This window comes from Vibrio sp. HB236076 (genome assembly GCF_040957575.1).
Taxonomy (GTDB): Bacteria; Pseudomonadota; Gammaproteobacteria; order Enterobacterales; family Vibrionaceae; genus Vibrio.
Genome location: NZ_CP162601.1, coordinates 623,357 through 645,901 on the forward strand (window position 1 = coordinate 623,357; position 22,545 = coordinate 645,901).

18 protein-coding genes are annotated in these 22,545 nt (G+C 50.1%); 6 read left to right on the forward strand and 12 right to left on the reverse strand.

The window, feature by feature from the left end:
* Positions 1-3: 3 nt before the first annotated feature.
* From apaG to lptD, 5 genes are all read right to left on the reverse strand, one after another.
* Positions 4-384, reverse strand: a complete 381-nt coding sequence (apaG, locus tag AB0763_RS02775; RefSeq protein ID WP_306101030.1) for a Co2+/Mg2+ efflux protein ApaG — start codon at positions 382-384, stop codon at positions 4-6.
* A gap of 83 nt (positions 385-467) precedes the next feature.
* Complete coding sequence (gene rsmA / locus AB0763_RS02780; protein ID WP_306101031.1) at positions 468-1,271, reverse strand: 16S rRNA (adenine(1518)-N(6)/adenine(1519)-N(6))-dimethyltransferase RsmA; 804 nt, start codon at positions 1,269-1,271, stop codon at positions 468-470.
* Positions 1,268-2,278, reverse strand: coding sequence for a 4-hydroxythreonine-4-phosphate dehydrogenase PdxA (gene pdxA, locus AB0763_RS02785; RefSeq protein WP_306101032.1), 1,011 nt, complete (start codon positions 2,276-2,278; stop codon positions 1,268-1,270). The genes rsmA and pdxA overlap by 4 nt, the downstream gene beginning before the upstream one ends.
* Positions 2,278-3,555: a peptidylprolyl isomerase SurA gene (gene surA, locus AB0763_RS02790; protein WP_306101033.1), complete on the reverse strand. Its 1,278-nt coding sequence runs from the start codon at positions 3,553-3,555 to the stop codon at positions 2,278-2,280. The genes pdxA and surA overlap by 1 nt, the downstream gene beginning before the upstream one ends.
* A gap of 57 nt (positions 3,556-3,612) precedes the next feature.
* Positions 3,613-5,919 (reverse strand): LPS assembly protein LptD, encoded by a 2,307-nt coding sequence (lptD, locus tag AB0763_RS02795; protein WP_306101243.1) that lies wholly within the window; start codon positions 5,917-5,919, stop codon positions 3,613-3,615.
* A 542-nt stretch (positions 5,920-6,461) separates the two neighbouring features.
* Here lptD and djlA point away from each other — a divergent pair.
* On the forward strand, positions 6,462-7,310 hold the full coding sequence (gene djlA / locus AB0763_RS02800) for a co-chaperone DjlA (protein ID WP_306101034.1): 849 nt from the start codon (positions 6,462-6,464) through the stop codon (positions 7,308-7,310).
* 172 nt (positions 7,311-7,482) lie between these two features.
* Here the strand turns inward: djlA and AB0763_RS02805 are convergent, their stop codons facing one another.
* From AB0763_RS02805 to leuA, 5 genes are all read right to left on the reverse strand, one after another.
* The gene (locus tag AB0763_RS02805; RefSeq protein ID WP_306101035.1) at positions 7,483-8,298 is read right to left on the reverse strand and encodes a DUF547 domain-containing protein; all 816 of its coding nucleotides are present in this window, start codon (positions 8,296-8,298) and stop codon (positions 7,483-7,485) included.
* A gap of 474 nt (positions 8,299-8,772) precedes the next feature.
* The gene (leuD, locus tag AB0763_RS02810) at positions 8,773-9,375 is read right to left on the reverse strand and encodes a 3-isopropylmalate dehydratase small subunit (RefSeq protein ID WP_306101036.1); all 603 of its coding nucleotides are present in this window, start codon (positions 9,373-9,375) and stop codon (positions 8,773-8,775) included.
* A gap of 12 nt (positions 9,376-9,387) precedes the next feature.
* On the reverse strand, positions 9,388-10,788 hold the full coding sequence (gene leuC, locus AB0763_RS02815) for a 3-isopropylmalate dehydratase large subunit (protein WP_306101037.1): 1,401 nt from the start codon (positions 10,786-10,788) through the stop codon (positions 9,388-9,390).
* Positions 10,789-10,852: 64 nt separating this feature from the next.
* Complete coding sequence (leuB, locus tag AB0763_RS02820; protein ID WP_306101038.1) at positions 10,853-11,944, reverse strand: 3-isopropylmalate dehydrogenase; 1,092 nt, start codon at positions 11,942-11,944, stop codon at positions 10,853-10,855.
* A 105-nt stretch (positions 11,945-12,049) separates the two neighbouring features.
* Positions 12,050-13,591, reverse strand: coding sequence for a 2-isopropylmalate synthase (gene leuA / locus AB0763_RS02825; protein WP_306101039.1), 1,542 nt, complete (start codon positions 13,589-13,591; stop codon positions 12,050-12,052).
* Between the two features lie 489 nt (positions 13,592-14,080).
* Between leuA and AB0763_RS02830 the strand changes: the two genes are divergently transcribed.
* Positions 14,081-14,611, forward strand: a complete 531-nt coding sequence (locus AB0763_RS02830) for a phosphatase PAP2 family protein (RefSeq protein ID WP_306101040.1) — start codon at positions 14,081-14,083, stop codon at positions 14,609-14,611.
* Positions 14,611-15,654, forward strand: a complete 1,044-nt coding sequence (locus AB0763_RS02835; RefSeq protein WP_306101041.1) for an MJ1255/VC2487 family glycosyltransferase — start codon at positions 14,611-14,613, stop codon at positions 15,652-15,654. Before AB0763_RS02830 ends, AB0763_RS02835 begins: the two co-directional genes overlap by 1 nt.
* A 572-nt stretch (positions 15,655-16,226) precedes the next feature.
* On the opposite strand, the gene AB0763_RS02840 is transcribed toward AB0763_RS02835, so the two are convergent.
* Both AB0763_RS02840 and AB0763_RS02845 read right to left on the reverse strand, forming a co-directional pair.
* Positions 16,227-16,904 carry an SDR family oxidoreductase gene (locus tag AB0763_RS02840; protein ID WP_306101042.1) on the reverse strand — a complete coding sequence of 226 codons (678 nt, stop codon included), beginning with the start codon at positions 16,902-16,904 and terminating at the stop codon, positions 16,227-16,229.
* Positions 16,905-16,953: 49 nt separating this feature from the next.
* A complete protein-coding gene (locus AB0763_RS02845; RefSeq protein ID WP_306101043.1) occupies positions 16,954-17,829 on the reverse strand; it encodes a type 1 glutamine amidotransferase domain-containing protein in 876 nt (291 codons plus the stop codon).
* A gap of 103 nt (positions 17,830-17,932) precedes the next feature.
* Between AB0763_RS02845 and AB0763_RS02850 the strand changes: the two genes are divergently transcribed.
* From AB0763_RS02850 to AB0763_RS02860, 3 genes are all read left to right on the forward strand, one after another.
* Positions 17,933-18,829, forward strand: coding sequence for a LysR family transcriptional regulator (locus AB0763_RS02850; protein WP_306101044.1), 897 nt, complete (start codon positions 17,933-17,935; stop codon positions 18,827-18,829).
* 392 nt (positions 18,830-19,221) lie between these two features.
* Positions 19,222-20,181, forward strand: a complete 960-nt coding sequence (gene leuO, locus AB0763_RS02855) for a transcriptional regulator LeuO (protein WP_306101045.1) — start codon at positions 19,222-19,224, stop codon at positions 20,179-20,181.
* Positions 20,182-20,388: 207 nt separating this feature from the next.
* Positions 20,389-22,173 (forward strand): long-chain fatty acid--CoA ligase, encoded by a 1,785-nt coding sequence (locus tag AB0763_RS02860; RefSeq protein ID WP_306101046.1) that lies wholly within the window; start codon positions 20,389-20,391, stop codon positions 22,171-22,173.
* Positions 22,174-22,545 lie beyond the last annotated feature (372 nt).

The following is a 22,545-nucleotide window of genomic DNA, read 5'->3' on the forward strand; positions in this document are numbered from 1 at the left end:
GGATTAATTTAAAATGTTGGGAATGGCGAGACGAAACGCCTCAATCTCTGCCGTGAAAGGCCGATTGTGGTCGTCGTGCATGATGTAGTGTCCCTGCATGGCGCCGACCGGGGTTTCTATCGCGGTGCCGCTGCTGTAGGAGTATTCATCACCGGGTAAAATCACCGGTTGTTTGCCGACCACCCCATTGCCCTCTACTGAGATTTGTTTGCCATTGGCATCGGTGATCAGCCAGCGACGACTGATCAGCTGTACGCGCTGTTGGCTGAGGTTTTTGATGGTAATAAAGTAGGCAAACACATAGTGCTTACTGTCTGGGTTGGATTGTTCGGGGATGTATCTCGTTTGTACTTGTACCTTGATGCAAGGTTGTGGGCATTCCATAACCGCTCCTTTGACATTGTGGTAAAGACTAAGAAAGTAGTAAAAACCAAGAAAAAGGCGCCCGTGGGCACCTTTTTGAGTGATTAATGTTGTTTGTCTAACCAGTTCGCCATGGCGACAAATTGCTCCAGTGTTAATGATTCCGGGCGCATGCTGGTGTCGATACCCAGGCCTTCGAGTGTCTCTTGCGACATCAAGCCTTTGTAGCAATTGCGCACGGTTTTGCGCCTTTGGTTGAAACCTTCGCGGCACACGCGCTCTAGCCAAGTGAGGCTCGTGGTTGGGTGTGGCAAGGTTTCATAAGGCACTAAACGCACTACAGCTGAGTCGACTTTTGGCGGTGGCACAAACGCGGTCGGTGGCACTTCTAGAACCGGTACCACTTTGCAAAAGTACTGCGCCATAACAGTCAGGCGACCATAGGCTTTGGAGCCCGGGCCGGCCGCCAAGCGATTGACGACTTCTTTTTGCAGCATGAAGTGCATGTCTTCAATGTGCTGATGGTATTCAAACAAGTGAAACATCAAAGGCGTTGAAATGTTGTACGGCAAGTTGCCAAATACACGCAGTTTGTTGCCTTCTTGCACCAACTGGGAAAAGTCGAACTTCATCGCATCCCCTTCGTGGATGGTCAGCTTGTCGGCCAATTCTGGATGGTGGCGTAAACGCTCGGCGAGGTCGCGATCCAATTCGATGACGGAAAATTTATCGACTTCGCGGCCAACAGGTTCAGTCAAGGCGCCAAGACCTGGGCCAATCTCCAACAGATTTTGCCCGGGCAGGGGGTTAATTGCCGATACGATGCCGTCGATAACGTACGGATCGTTTAAAAAGTTTTGACCAAAACGTTTACGCGCTTTGTGTCCGAGATGGACATCATTTCTCATTGTTTATTCTCTACCAGTTCGATTGCGTGACGCAGTGCCGTATGGAAACTTCCTGTATCAGCTTGACCTGTTCCCGCTAAGTCCAGTGCGGTGCCATGGTCTACGGAGGTGCGAATAAAAGGCAATCCCAAGGTGATGTTCACCGAGCGACCAAAGCCTTTGTACTTGAGTACCGGTAAGACTTGGTCGTGATACATGCCTAAAATCACATCAGCGTCTTGTAAATATTTGTGATTGAAAATGGTATCGGCCGGCAATGGACCGACGAGGTGATAGCCTTTTTCATCACGAAGTTGTTGTAATGTTGGTGTGATGGTGTCGATTTCTTCGAAACCGAGGCAGCCATCTTCACCGGCGTGCGGATTGAGTCCACACACGTAAATCTTGGGCTCGCGCAAGGCGAACTTTTCCACCATATCTCGATGCAAAATATCGATGATGGCGGTGAGCCGCTCTTTGGTCACGGCTTTCGATACGTACGCCAGAGGGATGTGCGTAGTGACTAACGCCACTCTTAATCCTTCGGTTGCCAGCATCATGACGACCAGCGGGGTATTGGACTGCTCGGCAAAAAACTCGGTATGGCCGCTAAAGGCAACGCCCGAACGATTGATCACCCCTTTGTGCACTGGACCGGTGACAATAGCATCAAATTCGCCATTCATACAGCCTTGGGCGGCGTATTCTAGCGTTTTTAACACGTATCCGCCATTGGCTTCATTCAATTGACCCGTGGTACAAGGCTCGGCCATCGCGATGTGCGCCACTTGTAGGGTGCCCGCTTGCTGTGGTTTGGCGGCTTGGTTGGGATCGTAATCCAGCAAAGAGACCGAAATACCGAGTTGGTCGGCGCGCTCGGCCAGCAATTGTTTGTCGGCACACACGACCACTTGGTGTGGCCAGTCTTGTTTTGACAGGTCGAGCACTAAGTCTGGGCCAATCCCCGCCGGTTCGCCTGCGGTGACGATAATGCGTTTGACTGAGGTTTGGGGGTTAGCTAATACCATTATTCTTCGTCCGATCCAATGTTCTCGATATAGGCGCCGGCTTTGAGCTCTTGTGTCCAAGCGGTCGCTTCTTCGTTAAATTTGCGTCTAAACAACAATTGATAAGCGCGGTTTTTCATCGCCGATTCGGTTTTGTCGACTTGGCGGCGCTCGATCACTTGCACGATGTGCCAGCCGTGTACGGTTTTAAACGGTTCGCTGATCTCACCCACCGGGAGCGTTTCGACTTGGTGTTTAAATTCTGGCACGTAAAGATCTGGGGTTTGCCAGCCTAGGTTGCCTTGTTTGGCGGCAGAGCCTGGGTCTTGGCTGTATTTACTCGCCAGTTGACCAAAACTCGCTTCGCCACTTTCGATTTCGCTGCGCAAGGTCTTCAGCTCTTTTTGCGCCCCTTGATCACTTAAAATGATGGTGGGTTTAATCAAAATATGACGGGCATTGACCTCGGTCACGGAGACGGTTTGCAGGCCTTTTATATCGGCAATTTTCAAAATGTGGTAGCCAACACCGCTGCGAAAAGGACCGATGATGGCCCCTTTACTCGGCAAGCTGATTTGATCGGCAAAGATGGTGGGCATTTCTTCTTTGCGCATCCAACCCCAATCGCCCCCTTCTAACGCTTTGGGACCTTTGGAGTAAGTGTAGGCGAGTTCTTTGAAGTTAGCGCCTTGCTCGAGCTTAGCCACCAAGTCTTCGGCTTTGGCTTCGACTTCGCTTTTGTTGGTTTCGTCTGCGCGCAGTTGAATGTGTTCAATGCGGTATTGGACGGTTTTATCGCTCTCTTCACTCATCACTTTGGCCAGGCTATCGACTTCGGCGGGAATGATATTGATGCGGCGGCGAACCAAGGCATTACGCGCTTCGTTGGCTTCGACTTCCCGGCGCACTTGTTGGCGAAACTCGCGGGTGCTGATCCCGGCGTCATTGAGCTCTTGTAACAATTGCGGCACGCTTTTGTCGTTGTTTTCAGCGATCGAGGCGATGGCTTTGTCGAGATCTTGATCGTCGATACTCACGCCAATGCGTTTGGCTTCTTGCGCTTGTAACGTGTCGAGAACCAGTTTGTCCTGAACTTGTTCGCGCAGCACCGAGAGGGCTGGCAAGGATTGATTTTGCTCTCTGGCATTGACTTGCAGCAATTTTAGCGAGGTGTCGATATCACTTTGGAGTACGACCCCATCATTGACGACGACCGCAACGCGATCGAGTTCTTGCGGGGCGGCGAAAGCGCCAAAAGAGCACGCAAGGGATAAAAGCAGCAATTTGGTTATTTTCATTGAGTCTTCCCATTACTTCTTGGGTGGCATTGGCCATCTTTGCCAATGGTTAAAAAATTAGTTACTGAGATAAAACGGTCGGCCGTATTCGATAGACATGTCCGAATCGTCGAGCATTTTCTGAGCACTTTCGTTGCGTTTGTTGGTGGCAAAGCCTTGGATACCAAAGTTGATACCCACATTGTTGTCGTATTCCGCGTGGCTGGTTCCGCCGACGGTGTCGCCATCCCAACCGGTGAGCTGTTTCGAATAAGACACCGTCATGTACCAGCAGTCAGAGCTGTATTTGACGCTGGCGAGCCATTCCATACTGACGTGCTCGGTCGTGTCGTAGTAGTACTGACCGGCGGTCGACCAGCGGTTGGTGATTTGGTAAGTGCCCACTAAGCCCGCTTGCGAAATACCGTCACTGGTGATGGTGGAGTAATCGTCATAGCTGAGGTTGTCTTCGATGTAATCGAGACTGACGTAGCGGTAGTTGGCCTGCACAAACCCCTTGGGCATTTGGTATTCAATGGTGCTGTTGGCGAGCTGCATGGCTCGGCCGTCGACGTCGTATTGAACACCGCCGTGGTAGAACAAGTTATCGCTGAAGTTGAAATCCGCTTCGACCGCCCAAGAAGAGTAGCTTGATGCGTCATCATCGTCGGTGATCTTGGTGTCTTTGTCGATGTAGTAAATTTGACCAAAGGCGATATTCGCTCGCTCTTTGTAGTCGCTGTCGTAAAAACGGGTTGTGGCACCGTAGCTGACTTGATTTGCAGCGGCGATCTTGTCGATACTGCTGTATTTGCGATCGCGAAACAGGCCGTAATAATCGGTTTGCAAAATGGTGGTATCGTAGTTGTAAATGTCGCTTTGGTCGGTGTTTTTGATATACAAATACTGCACTTGCGGTTCGAAACTTTGCGTGTAGCCACCAAACCAATCCAGCGGTCGCTCAAAGTAAATACCGGCATGGCTGCGAAACTCAGGGATGTTGCGCGTCACTTCGCTGCTAAGCTCGCCCTGGAGCGTACTATCAGTGATGTTATCGATGTCTTGGTGATAGTAAGTACTTAAGTAGCGCGCTTCTGTGGTCCAGGTTGCCCAAGTGCTGTTGAGCGGAATGGTAAACCCAGGCTCGATGTGCAAACGCGTGGCGTCGGGTTGACTGGCATCGTCGATGATAAAGCGCGTCGCTTGCGATTTGACGTCGAAATTGAGATGGCGAGTCAGGGGAACATAGTAGTTGTACGCCAACTGCGGCGCCATTTGATACGGTTCGGTATCATCTTCTAGCACTTGAAAGTCTTTCACTTTTAGCGCCGCATCCCAATTCGCACTGCGATAAGCGATGGTGCCAGATTGGGTCAAGTAACCTTCGTCGCGGCTGCCGATATCGGTTGAGAAGTCTTGAAAGTAATCGTTGTCGCTGACTTTCGAATAATCAACATCGAGGAGCCAGTGCTTGTCGAGAAGTCCTGAATGCTCAAATTGCATTGCCCAGCGGCGCTCATCGTCGTAGTTGCTGTCGGCGTTGATGATCTCACCGCTGATCTGCCCTTCGCCAAACGAGGAACTCAAGTAACGAAAATCGGCGTTGTATTTGACCCCGCGCTCTTGAATGTATTGGGTGGTGAAGGTCAAATCTAAATTAGGGGCGATGTTCCAATAATAGGGAACTTCAGTTTCAAAGCCGTCGTCGGAGCCATAAGACACCGAAGGGAATAAAAATCCGGACTTGCGCGTTTCGCCAATCGGCAAGGTCAAATAAGGGAAATAGGCGACCGGGACATTTAAAATTTCAAAACGCGGGTTGATCAAGGTCGCCATTTCTTCGTCTTGATCCACTTTGATGTCGGAGGCGACCAAGCGCCATGAGTCATCGCCTTCTGGGCAAGAGGTGATAGAGCCATCTTCCAGTTCGTACATGGCTTGGCCTGTCTTGGCGATGTAGGCGGCTTCCCCGCGGCCTTGCTGACAGGTGAATTGGTATTGGGTGTTCTCTAGTGAAAACGTGTCGTCGTTGAGATTATTGGTGACCTTGTCCGAGGTGGCTTCTACATTGCCATCGGTCATTTTTACGTTGCCTTCAGCCACTGCGACGTTGTCTTGTTGGTGCAAGGTCATGGTATCGGCGGCAATGGACTTTTTGCCCTGTGTCACTTTGACGTTACCTGAATAAACCGCTTTGTCGCCATTGACGGCTTCGAGTTTATCGGAGGTGATCACCACTTCTTGGTTGAGATCATCGCTACTACTCGAGGTCGACTGAGTGGATTTCATCGTGTTTGAGTCTTTAGAAGACTCAGCGTGGGTTGCAGGCACGAACAAGGCGTAGCTTATTGAGGCCGCTAATACTGTGCGGGTAAATTGTCGCATTGGATTGAACTTTCCTGTGTCACTACTGCTAGATGGCGAGATCTGCCAGATGGTTGTCATAATTATCCATGATAAAGGATTTCATTGCTATCGGCACTATAAACCCCATTTAATCATTATCATTTGTTGTCCATAAAATCACAAAGCACAGAAGTTAGAGGCGCATCACAAGCGGTGTTCGTGCTATGCTTTCTGCCTTGTTCTTTTGCCGGCGTTGGTCTGTCTAACGCCAGCATTGATACGTTGTCGCCTTGTGTTGTTTCTCTGGCGTCCATGGCTTGGCCAGTCTAGAGGCCGAAAGTCAGGCAAAAAAGAAAGTGTAACAAACTCAGTGTCAAGATTGTCATCTCGCTCGCCATCGCGATCAAAAAGCGGTATTCACTTTTGAATGAGTCAGTACTGCAACGCATTTTGACACTTTTTACGGGTGCTGTGGTCTCTATGATCGGAAGCCATTGCGATGGCTCGTTGAACCATGGTTTGACACACGGCTAAAATAAGACCGCAATAGGCGGAAAAAATTCATTGATAGAGTAGGTAAGATGCAGATTTTTGGTAAATTGCTCGGGGCCTTTTTTGGCTTTTTATTCGGTGGCGTAATCGGTGCGGCATTGGGATGTTTTATCGGTCATCAGTTCGACAAAGGCATGAGCCGCAGCGCGGGGTTTAATCCGGGCAGTTTTGCCGGCGGCCCTAATCAGGCAGAGCGACAAAGTGCTTTTTTTAACGCGGCATTTTCGGTCATGGGGCACGTGGCCAAATCAAAGGGTCAGGTCAAGGCCGAAGAGATCCAATTAGCCAGTGCGATGATGGAGCGCATGAACCTGCACGGTGAGCAGCGCAGTGCCGCTCAAGCCGCCTTTCGCGCCGGTAAAGAAAGTGATTTCCCGCTCGAAGAGACCTTAGCCAGCGTCAAACAAGCGACCAACAGCCGTTATGATTTGTTGCAATTTTTCCTAGAGCTACAAATTTCAGCGGCGTTTGCCGACGGTGATTTACACCCGAGTGAGCGCGACGTGTTGCAACGGGTGGCCAAGGGGCTCGGTTTTTCGGCTCGCGATCTCGAGGCGCGTTTGGCCCGTTATATGGCGGCGTTTCGCTTTCAACAGCAGCAGGGCTTTCATCAGCAAGGGGCGGGCGGTTCTTCTTCGCACGGTTTTGGTCAGCAACCCAACCAAGGACAGCTTGACAGTGCCTATCAAATCTTGGGCGTCAATAAAAGTGATGATGATAAAACGATTAAGCGTGCCTATCGCAAATTGATGAACGAACATCACCCAGATAAGCTCATGGCCAAAGGTTTGCCACCAGAGATGATGAATGTGGCGAAAGAAAAATCGCAAGAGATCCAAAACGCCTACGATATGATCAAAAAACACCGCGCTAGCTAAGTGAGCCATGGCAACTAATTGATTTATGGAAACTAAGTGATCTATGACAACTAAGTACGCCGCGATAAATGAGCACGCCGCGTAACCTCGGCCAGTTTGCCAAGGTGGTCAATAAAAATAAAAAACGCGCCAGAGTATGGCGCGTTTTTTTATTTTCGGGCTGGTGATGCCTTTACTGCGCTTTTGGCCATACGTTTAAATCCCAGTCGTAGGCGTCATCCCAGTCGCCATTTTGCTTGGCGAGCTCGGGGCGTTTTTCACTTAAGTAGCGCTTGACCTGCTCGCGGCCACCCCAGTCTTCTTGATACCAAACGAAAATAGACGAAATCACTTTTTTGCCCTTTTGTATCGACATGGCTTTTTGACTGGCAACAAATTCGCTTTCTGCCGTCGTTAACCAGGCCTCGGTATTGTCGGCTGTGATGGCGGTGGCAGAGAGGTTAGGGCAACCGATACTTGCACAATTGACCGCGTAATGGATACGGTAATCTTGCCAAATTGGGCGTAGGATACGGTGTTCAATGTCGTTGAGCGTCAGAGTTTGGCCCGCCACTTGGGTGATGTCTTGATCCCAAGGGCCAAACGAGAATAGGCCGCCGAGTTTGGTGATCGACTTGAGTGGGTAGTTCTCGACAATCAGATTGACGGTTAACGCGTTGTAAAGGTTGACCCAGTAGGCGAATTGCTCGGCGCGGTTTAAATCGCGAGGGTCGAGTGACGTGAGTTGGTTTAGGTACTGAGTTAAGACGTTTCGGTCTTGACTGCTGATGTCGCCGTAGCGAAAGTAGGTCTGTTCCCCCTCGGTTTTGACGTATTGAGTCAGTATTGCTTGCCATTGGCTGTGATCGACTTTTTGCGTTGATTGAGCATTGTGATCAGACCAAAAATCCCAAAGATCAGATTTGGGCGCGGCATAGGCAGAAAGTGGGGTAAGCAGTAACAAGCAAAGCAGTAATTTGGGGAGTCTCAATAGTGTGGCTAGTCTCATAGGGGCTATCTCTATTCGGCGATGGTATTTGGGGTTGTCTTGTTAAAGATATAGAACGGCCGGCGAGGGGTTTTCTTTCGCTTGAGACAGGAAAAGATCGCTTCGCTCAAAGAAAAAGTGAAAGACAGTCAATAACAGTGAAACACAGTTCGCTGCGCTTGAGACAGGAAACGATCTTAAAACGCAGTGATCTTGCTCCTGTCTTACACTGTGTTCCACTGTCTTATACTGTGTTTGACTGTCTTACACTGTGTTCCACTGTCTTATACTGTGTTTGACTGTCTTACACTGTGTCCCACTATCTTTGTCTTTTTCTTGCCACTTGGAGCGAAGCGATCTTGAAACGCAGTGATCTTGCTTCTGTCTTACACTGTGTTTCACTGTCTTTGACTGTCCCATACTCTTCAGTTTTGATAAAAAAAGCGCCGCCAAGATTGGCAGCGCATTGTCGGTCTTTGAACCGTCAAAAGACGATTATTTAAGAAAGCTTGGGATCTTCGCTTCGTATTCGGCAATTTTATCCGCGTGTTGTAGCGTTAAACCGATATTATCGAGACCATTGAGCAAGCAGTGACGACGGAACTCATCGATTTCAAACGAATAAGTCTCCCCATTAGCGCGCACTTCTAATGCTTCGAGGTCGATGGTGATCTCGGCGCCTTCGTTGTTTTCAACGTAGTCAAATAACGCGTCGACTTCTTGCTCACTCAGGCGGACGGGCACCATTTGGTTGTTGATCGAGTTACCGTAGAAAATATCGGCAAAGCTTGGGGCGATCATGGCTTTAATGCCGTAATCCGCTAGGGCCCAAGGCGCGTGCTCACGAGAAGAACCACAGCCAAAGTTTTCACGGGCTAACAAAATACTCGCGCCCTTGTACTGCGGGAAGTTAAGCACAAACTCGGGATTGGGCTGCTCGCCGGCATCGTCGAGGAAGCGCCAATCGTGAAAAAGGTGTTTGCCAAAGCCCAAGCGAGAGACTTTCTGCAAGAACTGCTTAGGAATGATCGCATCGGTATCGACGTTAGCGGCGTCAAGAGGCACGACCAACCCAGTGTGTTGTTTAAAACCTGTCATGATATGCTCTCCTTAGTCCAACTCTCTGATATCAACAAAACGGCCGGCAATCGCGGCGGCGGCAGCCATGGCTGGGCTAACCAAATGGGTACGGCCATCGCGGCCTTGGCGACCTTCAAAGTTGCGGTTTGAAGTCGACGCACAGCGCTCGTGTGGGCCTAGGCGATCATTGTTCATCGCTAAGCACATCGAGCAACCTGGCATACGCCACTCAAAACCCGCCTCAATAAAGATTTTGTCTAGGCCTTCGGCTTCGGCTTGCGCTTTGACTTGCTCTGAGCCCGGTACGATGATGGCTTCGACGTGGTCGGCCACTTTGCGACCTTGAGCGATAGAAGCGGCGGCGCGCATGTCTTCGATACGTGAGTTGGTGCAAGAGCCAACAAAGACTTTGTCGACGGTGTAGTCACTTAGGCGTTTACCCGCTTCAAGGCCCATGTATTTTAACGCGCGCTCGGCAGACGATTGCTGAATTAAGTCAGTCATGTCCTTAGGGTCTGGGATGGTTGCATCCACGGCAATCACCTGACCTGGGTTGGTGCCCCAAGTGACCTGAGGTTTGATTTGGGTGGCATCGAGAGTCACCACAGCGTCGTATTCAGCATCGTCGTCGCTGCGCAAGCTGGTCCAGTAGTCGACGGCGTCTTGCCAATCTTGTTCACTTGGCGCAAATTTACGGCCTTTAATGTAGTTAAAGGTGGTCTCATCTGGCGCGATTAAGCCGGCTTTGGCCCCCAATTCAATCGCCATGTTACACACCGTCATACGGCCTTCCATGGTCAAGTCGCGGATCGCTTGGCCACAGAATTCGACCACGTAACCGGTGCCGCCAGCAGCGGTGGTTTTGCCGATGATCGCCAACACGATGTCTTTGGCGGTAATCCCCGGTGCGACCTTGCCTTGAACCTCGATCTTCATGGTTTTGGCTTTGGCTTGTTTTAGGGTTTGGGTTGCCAATACGTGCTCAACTTCCGACGTACCGATACCAAAGGCCAGCGAGCCAAACGCGCCGTGGGTGGCGGTGTGTGAGTCACCACATACAATGGTCATGCCCGGAAGCGTGATGCCAAGCTCTGGGCCCATCACGTGGACAATGCCTTGGTATTCGTGGTTGATGTCGTACAAGGTGACCCCAAACTCTTCACAGTTTTTTGATAGGGTTTCCATTTGGATGCGCGCCATCTCACCAGAAGCGGTAATGTCTTTGGTGGTGGTTGAGACGTTGTGGTCCATGGTGGCAAAGGTTTTGCTCACTTGGCGAACTTTACGACCTTTTTCACGCAGACCGTCGAACGCTTGTGGTGAGGTCACTTCGTGTACTAAATGACGATCGATGTACAAAATCGGGGTTTCCCCTGCGGCGGCCACTGCCACGTGAGCGTCATAAATTTTTTCGTATAATGTTTTGCCCATTGCTCTTCTCTCCAGTGGGTTTTTATAGGCAGCCCCAAGACTGCCACATTGCTGTCCGTGTGCCTTATTGCTGCGCTATGTAAGCGGCGATGATGTCACCCATCTCTGAGGTCGATAGCGCGGGTTTGTTACCGGCGAGATCCGCCGTCAATTGACCGGCAGACAAGGCTTGTGATACGGCTTTTTCTATTGATTGTGCCGCTTCTTCTTCACCTAGGCTGTAACGCAGCATCAAGGCCGCCGATAAAATTTGCGCCACGGGATTGGCAATGTTTTGACCGGCAATATCCGGTGCGCTGCCACCTGCTGGCTCGTAAAGGCCAAATTTGCTTTCGTTCAAACTGGCTGACGGCAGCATGCCCATCGAGCCGGTGATCATCGCGCATTCGTCAGAAATGATGTCGCCGAAAATGTTCGAGCACAGCATGATGTCAAATTGCGATGGGTCTTTGATAAGTTGCATGGTCGCGTTGTCGATGTACATGTGTGACAGCTCGACATCGGGGTAGTCTTTTGCCACTTCTTCGACCACTTCGCGCCACAAGATAGAGCTTTGTAGTACGTTCGCTTTGTCGATAGAGCATACTTTTTTGTCGCGTAGGCGCGCGGATTCGAAGGCGATTTTGGCAATGCGTTCGATTTCGTAGCGGTGGTAAACCTCGGTATCAAAGGCTTTTTCGTTGGCGCCTTCGCCTTCGCGGCCTTTGGGTTGGCCAAAGTAAATGCCACCGGTTAACTCGCGCACAACCACGATATCAAAACCGCGGTCAGAAATGTCAGCACGCAAAGGCGAGAACGCTTCTAGGCCTTGGTGAATTTGTGCTGGACGCAAGTTACAGAACAATTGGAAGTGTTTGCGAAGCGGCAGTAGGGCACCGCGCTCTGGCTGCTCATTGGCCGGTAGGTGTTCCCATTTTGGACCGCCGACAGAGCCAAACAGGACGGCGTCTGCCGCTTCACACGCTTTGACGGTCTGTTCTGGTAATGGGCAGCCGTGGTTGTCAATGGCAATACCACCGACATCGTGTTGGCTGCGTTGCAATGTGATGCCGTGTTTTTTCTCAATAGCATTAAGCACTTTTTCCGCTTGCTGCATCACTTCAGGGCCGATACCGTCACCGGGTAGGATGGCGATCGTATAGCTTCTGTCTGTCATGGTGATCCTTTTTCTTAAATTTATGCGTTTTTTTATTGGCTTCTCGGCCGGATGTTGTGTTGACCTTGTGGCCAAGGCGCCGGCAGTGGGCACCTTGGCGCGGTCTTATGCGATTTTTTGTTTCTTAATTTGTTCGATTTGGTTGGCGCGATGAATGCTGTTGATCACGTGAAGCAGTGCTTCGCCTGAGGCTTCAACAATATCGGTCGACATGCCAGTACCGTGGTATTTACGGCCTTTGTAGTTGGCAATAATATCCGCCTGACCCAAGCCGTCTTCTCCTTCACCTTTGGCGGTGAGATCGAATTTGTCCAACACGATATCATAACCGGTGACGCGATAAATACACTGGTAAAGGGCATCGACCGGGCCATTGCCCACCGCCGCTTCACAGCGCTCATCGTCACCGCATTGCAATTTGATGCTGGTGGTGGCCATCACGCTGCCTGATTGTACACTTAAATAGTTCAACTTGTAGAAGTCATCTTCTTCGCGCAAGTTAGAAAAGTACATCAAAGACTCAAGGTCGTAGTCGAATACCTGGCCTTTGCGGTCGGCCAATTTCAAAAAGTTTTCGTACAAGACATCAAGGTTGTACTCGTCTTGGTTGTAGCCCATGGTATCCATATGGCTTTTCACCGCCGCGCGACCTGAGCGACTGGTTAAGTTCAACGCTTGTTTTTGTAGGCCAATCGACTCTGGCGTTAGGATTTCGTAGGTGTTTTTGTTTTTCAACATGCCATCTTGGTGAATGCCTGATGAATGGCTAAAGGCATTGGCACCGACGATCGCTTTGTTGCTTTGGATTGGCATGTTGCAAAGCTGGCTGACCATTTTGCTGGTGCGGGAGATTTCGTTGTGTTTGATGCCAGTGGTGATCCCTAGGTAGTCTTCACGGGTTTTTAGTGCCATGATCACTTCTTCTAAGGCGGTGTTGCCCGCGCGCTCACCAATGCCGTTAATCGTGCCTTCTACTTGGCGCGCTCCGGCCTGAACCGCGGAAATCGAGTTGGCAACCGACATGCCCAAGTCGTCGTGGCAGTGCACAGAAATCACCGCTTTGTCGATGTTAGGGACGCGGTTAAACAAGTTAGTGATGATGCCGCCAAATTCGCTGGGTACGGTGTAGCCCACGGTGTCGGGAATGTTCACCGTTGTCGCGCCCGCATTGATGGCGGCTTCAACCATGCGGCACAAGTTGTCGATAGGCGTGCGGCCGGCGTCTTCGCAAGAAAACTCGACATCGTCAGTGTAGCGGCGAGCGTGTTTCACGGCGTGAACGGCCATGTCAACTACGTCGTCGTAGCTGCGGCGCAACTTGTCTTGAACGTGGATGGTCGAGGTCGAGATAAAGGTGTGAATGCGAAACGCTTCAGCGACTTTAAGCGCTTCTGCGGCGGCATCAATGTCTTTTTCTACCGCACGTGACAAACCACAAATGCGGCTGTTTTTAATGTGGCGAGCAATGGTTTGCACCGATTCAAAATCGCCTGGCGACGACACGGGAAAGCCCGCTTCAATCACATCAACCCCGAGGCGCTCGAGTGCGTAAGCGATTTGCAGTTTTTCTTTTACGGTCAAACTGGCTGACAACGCTTGCTCGCCATCGCGTAGGGTCGTGTCAAAAATAATCACTTGGTCACTCATGTTTGCATCCTTTGTTGTTGGTGAGTCGCTTTCTTCCGGCATTTAAGGTATAAAATCTTATAGGTATAAAAAAACCCGCATAACGATGCGGGCTTTGTAATCTTGTCTGTGGTGTTTCTTCCACAAGCTACCCGCGCGATTGATTCACGATGAGGAGGCTCAGGAGGAGAGAAACGTTAAATGTCATAATGGTATTGTTGACCTTTCCACAAATTGATAACCAATTAGTAACCTACTCATCGCTTGACGTCAAGTTTTTCTCGCTAAGAGTCGAGATGCGTCACGGCTTTTTTGAGTGGACTTTTTTCAAATAAGACATTAAGTGCTTATTGTCTTCAAAGTTTCATATTTAATAACGCTTTGTATTTGTTAGTGAATTTAATATGTACTTGCCGCTGTCATCGAACTTCAAACGATCCGTCACGTACTTGTCACGCAAATTTTTTAATTTTCTAACGGTACAAAGTGTCATCACAGTAAGGGATAAATATGCGCACTATCGAGTCTATTGTCCGGTTCGATTTAGCCGTATCTACATTTTGTTTGCAGCATAAGTTTAATCGCCAAGTGGCGACCATTAGTAAAATGATCTCGCGCAGTGGCGACGGCGATCTGTATTTGCTACTCGGTTTGCTGTGTTGGTGGTTGCATCCACAAGTTGGCGGGGTATTTCTCGCTGCCGGGTTGGTGGCGTTTGCCATTGAGTTGCCAATTTATTGGACACTCAAAAATGGTTTTAAACGACGTCGCCCAAGTGATTTGTGTGACTTGTTGTCGGCATTTATTACCCCTTCTGATCGCTATAGTTTGCCCTCTGGCCACACGGCTGCCGGGTTTGTTATGGCAACGCTCATCAGCACCTTCTTCCCTCAATGGGCTTGGCTTGGTTGGTGCTGGGGAACCTTGATTGGCGCTTCACGAATTTTGTTAGGTGTTCACTTTCTAACGGATGTGGTGATAGGGGCTGGTTTGGGAATTTCCTGTGCTCACCTCGCATTACACATCCTAGGGATTTCTTAATGCGTATTCTTTATGGTGTTCAGGGGACGGGCAATGGTCATGTGGCCAGAGCACGTGCGATGGCTTCTGCGCTTCAACAGCACGATGTCGAGGTCGATTTTTTATTTTCTGGCCGCAAGCGTGAAAAGTTTTTTGATATGGCGGTGTTTGGTGACTTTGCGGTGCGCAAAGGGCTGTCATTTGTGACTGACAAAGGTCGAGTCGACTATTTTAAGACCGCGATTAACAACAACATCGCCCGCTTTTGGAATGAAGTGTTGGCGCTTGATTTATCGGGTTATGATTTGGTGATCAACGATTTTGAGCCCGTCACGGCATGGGCGGCCAAACGTCAAGGCGTACCTTGTATTGGCATCAGTCACCAAAATGCGTTTCGCCATTCGGTGCCACTTAAAGGCGCGAGTTGGTTAGACAAGCAGATGATCGAACACTTTGCGCCTGCCAATCATCATGTGGCGTTGCATTGGTATCACTTTGATCAGCCCATTTTGCCGCCGATCATTGATATCAAACCGACCGGGGTAAAAAAAGAAGACTTTATTTTGGTTTACCTTCCTTTTGAGTCTCTGGAGGAAGTGGAATCCTTGCTCTCACGTTTTGGCGAGCAAAAATTTGTGTGTTTCCATCCCGATATTCACCAAGTGCACCAAGGCAGCGATATAGAATGGCACCCGCTGAGTACCCGTTTCCACGACTACTTATTGCGTTGTCGCGGCGTGATGGCCAATGGTGGCTTTGAACTGCCTTCTGAAGCTTTGTCTTTGGGGAAAAAGCTGTTGTTAAAGCCACTGGCTGGTCAGTTTGAGCAGCAAAGTAATGTCGCAACGCTCGAAACGCTAGGCCTTGCCAGTGTGATGGAGAGCTTAGATGCGGCGGTGGTGCGCGAGTGGATTGCTTCTGACGATGCGGAGAGTATTCGCTATCCCGATGTTGCCGCAGCCTTAGCTCGCTGGGTGGTCAGTGGCCAGTGGCATGATCAGCAAAGTTTGCATCGCACCTTGTGGGAGCAAGTGGATTTCCCCGATTACGCGGCGGCGATGTAAGCACCGTTAGTCGAGTGAAACACAGTTAATAACAGTGAAACATAGTCAATAACAGTGAAAGACAGTCAATAACAGTGAAACACAGTTCGCTGCGCTTGATACAGGGAAAAGATCGCTTCGCTGCAAGATCGTTTCACTGCAAGGACGCTTCGCTAAAGTGGCAAGAAAGGTCAAAACCGAGCTGTTTGGGTTTTAAGTCTTTTTCTTGCTACTTGGAGCGAAGCGATCTTGAAACGCAGTGATCTTGCTCCTGCTTTTCACTGTGTTTCACTGTCTTTGACTGTCCCACACCATTCTTAGGGGTCGGAGCCTCTAACGCATCGCCGTGTTGGTGACTGCGCACTTACCTCGGCTGCCGACCCCGGCCGTCGCGAGCTGTTGACTGTCTTTCACTGTCTTAAACTGTGTTTGACTGCCTTACACTGTGTCCCACTGTCTTTGTCTTTTCCTTGCTACTTGAAGCGCAGCGATCTTGAAACGCAGTGATCTTGCTTCTGTCTTACACTGTGTTTCACTGTCTTACACTGTGTTTGACTGTCTTACACTGTGTCCCACTGTCTTTCACTCAGTAATCAGTAACTCGGCATAATATGCACTTCACGAACGTTGGCACGCGGATCCGCTGAAATGGCGTACAGCACGGCATCGGCAATATCTTGGGGCTGCAGTTTATCAAGCTTAGGCTGGTCAAAAAACGCGGTGTTGACCATGCCCGGAGTGATGGTTGTGCAGCGACCTTGCCATTGCGCCATTTCCAACGCCAAGTTTTGCCCAAAGCCATAAGCAAACCATTTTGATGAGCTGTAAATGCTGCCAGCATGGGTATCTCGACCTGCCACAGAGCTGGTGAGAATAAAGTGACCTTGGCTAGCGCGCAAATGAGGCAAGGTGGTGTGCGCCGTCCAAAGTAGGGCATTGATATTGATATCGATGACTTTTTTCCACTCGTTGGGATCGCCGTTTTCTGTACCGGGTTGACTGATCCCCGTCCCGGCATTGGCAAACGCCACGTCGAGGCGACCAAAGCGCTCGATAGCAGCCTCAACCACTTGTTGCTGTGCTTGGTAATCGGTCGCATCGGCCGCGATGGCCAGCGCGTTGTGGTCACCAAATTCGGCAACCAGAGCATCAAGGCGCGCTTGGCGGCGGGCGGTGAGAACCACTTTGTGGCCTGCGTTGACTAAGGTTCGTGCGGTGGCTTCACCAATACCACTTGATGCGCCAGTAATTAAAATGACTTTTTCACTCATTGTTCTTGGTCCTCTTTTCGGGAAATTTGGGATTGGGCAGTGCGTTGAATCACTGCTTGGTTTGCGCGTTGAGCGCCTTGAGCAATTGCTTGGCTAGCTCGTCGTCGGAAAACGGGTTTTGACCGGTGATCAGTTCGCGGTCAACCACTACATGAGGTTGCCACTTTTCGGCGTAGTCCATGGCACCGCCGGCTTTTTTCATCGCATCGGCTGGGTAATAAGTCAGCGACTTGCCTCCGAGGGATTGCTCAAACACTTGCTCTTCAGGGGTAGAGAAGATGGTCATTTTATAATCTTGATAAATCCACTGCTTGGCCGCTTGTGACTCGCCATTGACCATGGCGGTTAAGTACTCTTGTGGCTGAGCTTGGGCACTGAGTAACGCAATCGGGCCGTGGCAAATGGCCGCCGTGGGTTTCTTCGCTTGGTGGAAATGGCGCAAGATCTCACCGACTTGTGGGTTGTTGGCCAGGTCGATCAACGGGGCGTGTCCACCGGGAATAAACACCGCTTGGTACGTTTGTAAACCGCCTTGCAGCAATTGGTCAAAAGACAGCGGGTCGCGAAGGCCGTCGAGTTGATTGACCACCTTTTCGATGCGCTGCATTTCTTGTTTTGAGCCATCAAAGTACATGGGCAATACCGAATTTTGGTCGACGCGTGGCGCGTTGCCTTTTGGCGTCGCGATGACCAATTGGTAACCGGCTTTTAGCAAGGCATCGGCCGGGACGCCAAATTCGTTGAGGTAATAACCCGTTTGATATTGACTGCCATCGGCTAATGTCATGGCGCTTTCACTTGAAAGCAATACCAACACTTGGCCTTTTTCTGCCGCCATCTCGGTATTTTCTGAAGCAAAAACACTGGTACTGTGACTGACAAAAAGGGCACTGATCAAAAGAGCGTTTACAGGAAGGCGATGCATGAATACTGTCCTATCAATAAAAGATGCCGCCAGCTTAAACGAGATTTACAATCAGTAGAATTCAATTAATATTGTAGTAACCATCAGAAAACTGATAGCAAATATGGCTTATTTTATTCAACTGCGCACCTTTGTCGAAGTGTATCGCTGCGGCAATATTTCTAAAGCCGCCGAGCACCTCGGCTTATCTCAACCGGCGGCGACCGCTCACATTCAAACCATGGAATCAGTGGTAGGCAAGCCCTTGTTTACCCGTCGTCATCGCGGGGTCGACCCAACCGATGCCGCCCACGATTTGGCGCACCAAGTGGCTGGTCACATGGATGCGATTGAACAAAAGGTGGCGTCGATGCGGGCGCACTCGACGCAGATCAGTGGCGTGATCACCTTGGCAGGGCCGCCTGAGTACATCAGCTATGTGGCTTCAGCCCAATTGGCCAATTTGCTGCAGTCGGGCCAGCTTGATATTGCAATTTTGCCGGGCAACCGCGAACAAATATACCGCGCTTTATCGCAAGGCAGTGCCGATTTGGCGATCACCGCCTCTTTACCTGAGGCGAGCTTGTACGATTACGCTTTACTCGATAGTGAAGAGCTGATGTTGGTGGCGCACCCGTTACTGGCTCAACAAATGCCTCAAGAGGCGGTGACCGCTGCGGCGCTGAATGCGTTACCTTTGATCAGTTACGATGGTGAGTTGCCGCTCATCCGCGAGTACTTTGAGTTTGCCTTTGGCCAAAAGTGCACCTCACGGCTGATTGCTCGATGTCCGGATATTCGCGCCATTGCCGGTATGGTTCACACTGGAGTGGGGTACTCGGTGCTGCCCGATTATTTGTGTCGTGAGGCCATTGAGTCTGGACGGCTAGTCAGCCTAGGGCCAACCGGTCCGAAGAATGCTTTGTATCTGGCGTGGCGAAAAGGAGCGTTGGCACAGCCGCGGATTAACTTTGCCAAAGAGGTTTTGTTGGCTTTTTCCAAGCTCAATCGCCAGGGTTAATCGACACGGTTAATGGCTTTAACATCGTCAAATCATGGGCTACCTCGTGTTATCAGAGTCGCTGACAGGGCCGGTATTGACTGGCTGAATGGTTGCTCTCTTTGTTTCATTTGTGTTTTAAAAAGACCCTAAAATGATAACCTCAATCAATAATTGTTCTAAAAAAGATAAATTACTTGGATTTATATTTTTTTATAAAAACCTCAAGTTGATGATATTAAAGTGATTTTTGTGTTTTGGTCTAAAAAGAGCTGATTTAATATCAAGTTTGATACTAATCACCAGCTAAATGAATCATAGTGAGGTCAACATTAGTTAAGCGAACTATCTTTGGGCCTGGCATTGCGTATACAAATACAACACGGCCTACATCACGATGAGGAAAACGAGACATGTTAGATAAAAAAGAAGCGATCAATTCTGTTGCTAGCTATCGCCACAATGAAAGCACATTGCGCGGTGTCGATTTAAACTTGCTGACCGTCTTTGACGCTGTTATGCAAGAGCAAAACATTACCCGTGCCGCTCACAATTTGGGGATGTCTCAGCCGGCGGTGAGCAATGCCGTGGCGCGTCTCAAAGTCATGTTTAATGATGAATTGTTTATGCGTCAAGGGCGCGGCATTTCACCGACCCAACGCGCTCGTCAACTGTTTGGCCCTGTTCGTCAGGCGTTGCAGTTAATCCGCAACGAATTGCCGGCGATGTCTTTCCAACCAGAAAGCTCTACTCGCATGTTTAAAGTGTCGATTTGCAGCCCAAGTGATATGCGTTTTGCGCCGACGGTGATGAATGATATTCACCAACAGGCACCGCATGTTCAGTTGCATCTCGATGCGGAATTCGATGACAACTTGTCTCAGCGTTTGCGTTTCCAAGACATCGATTTTGTTATCGACTACGCGCGCTTTGAAGAAAGTGGTTTTTGCAGCACCGAAGTGTTTCGCGATGAATTGGTGGTGGTGACGTCGAAAAACCATCCGCGTATCAAGGGTGAGATCACCCCAGAGCAACTGCTCAATGAAAGCTTGGCCAAGCTGTCTAAAGCGCACGGCCAGCGTTGTTTCTCTGAGCAAGCCTACCGAGACATACCCACCAGCGCTTCTTATGAAGGCAGCAGTTTGAGCAACTTATTGTACGTTGTTGCCCAGTCTGATCTCGTCACGGTTGCCCCGCGTTGGATGGCGGAAAATGCCTCTAACAGTGACCAATTGCAAATCTTGACCTTCCCGTTCGAACAAAAAGAAATTTGCGGTTACTTGAGCTGGCATCAATCGAGTGAAAAAGACAAAGGCCACGTGTGGCTTCGCGATCAGTTGATGGCTTCTTGCGGTAAAGTGGTCGCCAAATAACCTCGTGCCTCGATGGGAAAAGCGTTGCTGATCGGCAGCGCTTTTTGTCATTAATTTGAGTTTTAGCAATAAATAACCTCTTAATACCAATAAACTGCGCATTTTTGTCAACAAACGTTGACTAAGACTTGTCTTTTGCATGGCGATGGATAGAATTTCATCATTTTAGATAGCTAACACTTGTAAGCTGAACTGACGAGCCCTTGTATGACACAGCCTTCTTTCCATCTTGTTACTCATTTACGAACCCAATTTGATGCTCTTGCCGATCAGACGGCCATGCGTTTTGAGCAACAAGGGCAATGGCAATCTCTCACCTGGCGCCAGTTTGGCCAGCAGAGTGATGCGGTGGCCAAGGCCTTGCTGCATATGGGAATGGGGGTACAACAAACCGGGGCTATCTTTGCTGACAATAGCCCGCGTTGGACATTTGCCGATGTTGGTTTGCTGCAAATTCGCGCCATCAGTACGCCGATTTACGCCACCAGTACGCTTGAGCAAGTGTGTCATATTTTAGGTGATATTAAAGCGCAGGTGGTGTTCGTTGGCTCGCAGCAACAGTTGGAGATCGCGCTGGCAGCACGTGCAGCCGTGGCGCATATTTGTCCTTGGATCATTACCTTAGACGATAGCATTGCGTTGCCCGACCAAGGCAAATTACTCGCTTGGCGAGACTTTATCGCCATGGCGGACAAAACGCCGGACTCAGAATTGATTCAGCGGGTCGAAAGCCTTGAGCAACAAGATCTCTTTACCTTGATATACACCTCTGGCACCACGGGCAATCCCAAAGGGGTAATGTTGGATCACGCGAACCTCGGCGCGCAATTGTTAGCACACGACCAAAGACTCGATGTCGGCCAAAAGGATGTCTCTTTGTGTTTTTTACCCTTGGCACATATTTTTGAGCGCGCTTGGAGCTACTACGTGTTGTACCGCGGTGCTTGTAATGCCTATCTTGCCAACCCTGCCGAGGTGCAAGCGGCGTTAGGACAAGTACGGCCCACCTTGATGTGTGCGGTGCCAAGATTTTATGAAAAAGTCTACCAAGGCATTCGCGAAAAAGCCGCCAAAGCGCCGTTTTACCGCCGAGCGCTGCTGACTTGGGCGGAGTCTTTAGGCAAAAAAGCACTAGAAAACCCACAATTAACCGATTCGCTGCGTTATCGCTTAGCCGATAAACTGGTGTATTCACGTGTGCGTGATGCGCTCGGTGGTCGCATTCGAATGATGCCTTGTGGCGGCGCTAAGTTGGACGCCAACATTGGCCGCTTTTTTCACGCCATGGGCATTAATGTCAAACTCGGTTACGGCATGACAGAAACCACGGCTACGGTGACCTGCTGGGCCGACACCGGTATCGAAATGGAGTCCGTTGGCGAGCCGATGCCCAATACGGAGATCAAGATTGGCGCCAATAATGAGATTTTAGTGCGCGGGCCTATGGTGATGCGAGGCTACTTTGGGTTAGAGCAAGCCACAACCGACAGCTTTGATGAACACGGGTTTCTCAAAACAGGTGACGCGGGCCATCTCGACGAGCGAGGTCGTTTACACATCACTGACCGCATCAAAGAGCTAATGAAAACCTCCGGCGGGAAATACATTGCGCCGCAGCGAGTCGAAGGAGTGGTTGGCCAAGATAAGTTCATTGAGCAAGTGGCGATTGTGGCGGACATGCGCCATTTTGTGTCGGCCTTGATCGTACCTTGTTTTGAGGCATTAGAGCAGTTTGCCAAAGAGCGCAGTATTGCCTTTAGCGACCGTGACGCTTTGCTTAAGCACCGAGAGATACAAGCGCTGTTCGATGAGCGTTTGCAGTCTATCCAGCAGGAGTTGGCCAACTTTGAAAAAATTAAGCGCTTTACCTTGTTGCCGGTCGCGTTTTCGATTGAATCTGGTGAGATCACCCCAACGCTCAAACTGCGCCGCAAGGTGATCACCGAGAAATACGCTGGCCTTATCGATCGCATGTATCAAACGGCCTCGTAATTAACGAAGTCCCCCAACCGTTATCCCCTTGGGTGTCGTGCGCGTTTATGTCATCGTTAAGAGATCACGAAGCGCACGTCACCAATAGCGTTATTAACGCAGTGTCACTCACAAAGCCTCACCGATCATAAAGCGCCGTCACATCATCATGGTCAGGCGCTATCACACCGACGTCCCGCCCCTTTTAAACTTGCTGTCGTGACTGGGCCAAGTTTGTACAACAAGCGCAGCGGTTGGCCTTTTGGGCTGTCTAGGCTGGCCTGATGAGCATCGCGCTGTGCGTTGTCCGTCGGGGTTAATGGGACAAATTTTGCTAAGCGGTTATTTTGCGCACAAGGTCAATGGCAAGCCTAAGTCTCGATACTGGCCTTG

Coding starts and splice junctions, on each gene's coding strand:
- apaG (WP_306101030.1), bottom strand. CDS start 384: ATGGAATGCCCACAACCTTGCATCAAGGTACAAGTACAAACGAGATAC.
- AB0763_RS02830 (WP_306101040.1), top strand. CDS start 14,081: ATGCGCACTATCGAGTCTATTGTCCGGTTCGATTTAGCCGTATCTACA.
- leuA (WP_306101039.1), bottom strand. CDS start 13,591: ATGAGTGACCAAGTGATTATTTTTGACACGACCCTACGCGATGGCGAG.
- leuO (WP_306101045.1), top strand. CDS start 19,222: ATGTTAGATAAAAAAGAAGCGATCAATTCTGTTGCTAGCTATCGCCAC.
- AB0763_RS02805 (WP_306101035.1), bottom strand. CDS start 8,298: ATGAGACTAGCCACACTATTGAGACTCCCCAAATTACTGCTTTGCTTG.
- rsmA (WP_306101031.1), bottom strand. CDS start 1,271: ATGAGAAATGATGTCCATCTCGGACACAAAGCGCGTAAACGTTTTGGT.
- lptD (WP_306101243.1), bottom strand. CDS start 5,919: ATGCGACAATTTACCCGCACAGTATTAGCGGCCTCAATAAGCTACGCC.
- leuC (WP_306101037.1), bottom strand. CDS start 10,788: ATGGGCAAAACATTATACGAAAAAATTTATGACGCTCACGTGGCAGTG.
- pdxA (WP_306101032.1), bottom strand. CDS start 2,278: ATGGTATTAGCTAACCCCCAAACCTCAGTCAAACGCATTATCGTCACC.
- AB0763_RS02850 (WP_306101044.1), top strand. CDS start 17,933: ATGGCTTATTTTATTCAACTGCGCACCTTTGTCGAAGTGTATCGCTGC.
- AB0763_RS02845 (WP_306101043.1), bottom strand. CDS start 17,829: ATGCATCGCCTTCCTGTAAACGCTCTTTTGATCAGTGCCCTTTTTGTC.
- AB0763_RS02840 (WP_306101042.1), bottom strand. CDS start 16,904: ATGAGTGAAAAAGTCATTTTAATTACTGGCGCATCAAGTGGTATTGGT.
- djlA (WP_306101034.1), top strand. CDS start 6,462: ATGCAGATTTTTGGTAAATTGCTCGGGGCCTTTTTTGGCTTTTTATTC.
- surA (WP_306101033.1), bottom strand. CDS start 3,555: ATGAAAATAACCAAATTGCTGCTTTTATCCCTTGCGTGCTCTTTTGGC.
- AB0763_RS02835 (WP_306101041.1), top strand. CDS start 14,611: ATGCGTATTCTTTATGGTGTTCAGGGGACGGGCAATGGTCATGTGGCC.
- AB0763_RS02860 (WP_306101046.1), top strand. CDS start 20,389: ATGACACAGCCTTCTTTCCATCTTGTTACTCATTTACGAACCCAATTT.
- leuD (WP_306101036.1), bottom strand. CDS start 9,375: ATGACAGGTTTTAAACAACACACTGGGTTGGTCGTGCCTCTTGACGCC.
- leuB (WP_306101038.1), bottom strand. CDS start 11,944: ATGACAGACAGAAGCTATACGATCGCCATCCTACCCGGTGACGGTATC.